The 2,916-nt window shown below is 50.9% G+C and carries 1 rRNA gene; it reads right to left on the bottom strand.

Annotated features, from left to right (window positions below):
- Positions 1-20: 20 nt before the first annotated feature.
- A 23S ribosomal RNA gene (locus tag KQI58_RS22200) occupies positions 21-2,916 on the bottom strand; the annotation flags it as partial.

Here is a 2,916-nt window from a genome sequence, read left to right on the forward strand (position 1 = left end):
TAACAACCGTGAATCAATTTTTGGTTAAGTCCTCGATCGATTAGTATCAGTCCGCTCCGTACATCACTGCACTTCCACTCCTGACCTATCTACCTGATCATCTCTCAGGGATCTTACTTTCTTAAAGAAATGGGAAATCTCATCTTGAGGTGGGCTTCACACTTAGATGCTTTCAGCGTTTATCCCTTCCCTACATAGCTACCCAGCGATGCCTCTGGCGAGACAACTGGTACACCAGCGGTAAGTCCATCCCGGTCCTCTCGTACTAAGGACAGATCCTCTCAAATTTCCAACGCCCGCGACGGATAGGGACCGAACTGTCTCACGACGTTCTGAACCCAGCTCGCGTGCCGCTTTAATGGGCGAACAGCCCAACCCTTGGGACCGACTACAGCCCCAGGATGCGACGAGCCGACATCGAGGTGCCAAACCTCCCCGTCGATGTGGACTCTTGGGGGAGATAAGCCTGTTATCCCCAGGGTAGCTTTTATCCGTTGAGCGATGGCCCTTCCATGCGGAACCACCGGATCACTAAGCCCGACTTTCGTCCCTGCTCGACTTGTAGGTCTCGCAGTCAAGCTCCCTTGTGCCTTTACACTCTGCGAATGATTTCCAACCATTCTGAGGGAACCTTTGGGCGCCTCCGTTACTCTTTAGGAGGCGACCGCCCCAGTCAAACTGCCCATCTGACACTGTCTCCCACCACGATTAGTGGTGCGGGTTAGAGTGGTCATAACACAAGGGTAGTATCCCACCAGCGCCTCTGTCGAAACTAGCGTCCCGACTTCTACGGCTCCTACCTATCCTGTACATGTGGTACAAACACTCAATATCAAACTGCAGTAAAGCTCCATGGGGTCTTTCCGTCCTGTCGCGGGTAACCTGCATCTTCACAGGTACTAAAATTTCACCGAGTCTCTCGTTGAGACAGTGCCCAAATCGTTACGCCTTTCGTGCGGGTCGGAACTTACCCGACAAGGAATTTCGCTACCTTAGGACCGTTATAGTTACGGCCGCCGTTTACTGGGGCTTCAATTCGTACCTTCGCTTACGCTAAGCACTCCTCTTAACCTTCCAGCACCGGGCAGGCGTCAGCCCCTATACGTCATCTTTCGATTTTGCAGAGACCTGTGTTTTTGATAAACAGTCGCTTGGGCCTATTCACTGCGGCTGATCGTTAGATCAGCACCCCTTCTCCCGAAGTTACGGGGTCATTTTGCCGAGTTCCTTAACGAGAGTTCTCTCGCTCACCTTAGGATTCTCTCCTCGACTACCTGTGTCGGTTTGCGGTACGGGCCATTGTTTTCTCACTAGAAGCTTTTCTCGGCAGTGTGACATCAGGAACTTCGGTACTGTTATTTCCCTCCCCATCACAACTTGTCCTTAGAGACGTAAGCATTTGACTCACATCAAGACTCATTGCTTGGACAGACATTTCCAATCGTCTGATTCCTTAGCCTCCTGCGTCCCTCCATTGCTCAAACAAAAACAACGGGTACAGGAATATCAACCTGTTATCCATCGCCTACGCCTTTCGGCCTCGGCTTAGGTCCCGACTAACCCTGGGCGGACGAGCCTTCCCCAGGAAACCTTAGTCATTCGGTGGACAGGATTCTCACCTGTCTTTCGCTACTCATACCGGCATTCTCACTTCTAAGCGCTCCAGCAGTCCTCACGATCTACCTTCAACGCCCTTAGAACGCTCTCCTACCAACACACCATTGGTGTGTTCCACAGCTTCGGTAAACTATTTAGCCCCGGTACATTTTCGGCGCAGGGTCACTCGACTAGTGAGCTATTACGCACTCTTTAAATGGTGGCTGCTTCTAAGCCAACATCCTAGTTGTCTGTGCAACCCCACATCCTTTTCCACTTAATAGTTATTTGGGGACCTTAGCTGGTGGTCTGGGCTGTTTCCCTTTCGACTATGGATCTTATCACTCACAGTCTGACTCCCAGAGATGAATGGATGGCATTCGGAGTTTATCTGAATTCGGTAACCCGAGATGGGCCCCTAGTCCAAACAGTGCTCTACCTCCATCATTCTTACTCTGAGGCTAGCCCTAAAGCTATTTCGGAGAGAACCAGCTATCTCCAAGTTCGTTTGGAATTTCTCCGCTACCCACACCTCATCCCCGCACTTTTCAACGTACGTGGGTTCGGTCCTCCAGTGCGTTTTACCGCACCTTCAACCTGGACATGGGTAGATCACATGGTTTCGGGTCTACGACCACTTACTCATTCGCCCTATTCAGACTCGCTTTCGCTGCGGCTCCGTCTTTTCAACTTAACCTCGCAAGTAATCGTAACTCGCCGGTTCATTCTACAAAAGGCACGCTATCACCCATTAACGGGCTCTAACTTGTTGTAGGCACACGGTTTCAGGATCTATTTCACTCCCCTTCCGGGGTGCTTTTCACCTTTCCCTCACGGTACTGGTTCACTATCGGTCACTAGGGAGTATTTAGCCTTGGGAGATGGTCCTCCCGGATTCCGACGGAATTCCTCGTGTTCCGCCGTACTCAGGATCCTCCTAGGTGCCAGTCAAATTTTGTCTACGGGGCTTTTACCCTTTCTAGCAGACCTTTCCAGGTCCTTCGACTATCTCACTGGACTACCATATTGGAGTCCTACAACCCCAAGAGGCAAGCCTCTTGGTTTGGGCTTTTCCCGTTTCGCTCGCCGCTACTCAGGGAATCGAATTTTCTTTCTCTTCCTGCAGGTACTTAGATGTTTCAGTTCTCTGCGTCTACCTCTAATCAGCTATGTATTCACTGAAAAGTAACATCCTATAAAAGATGCTGGGTTTCCCCATTCGGAAATCTCCGGATCAAAGCTTACTTACAGCTCCCCGAAGCATATCGGTGTTAGTCCCGTCCTTCATCGGCTCCTAGTGCCAAGGCATCCACCGTGCGC

Source organism: Enterococcus raffinosus (genome assembly GCF_018917525.1).
Classification (GTDB): domain Bacteria; phylum Bacillota; class Bacilli; order Lactobacillales; family Enterococcaceae; genus Enterococcus_A; species Enterococcus_A raffinosus_A.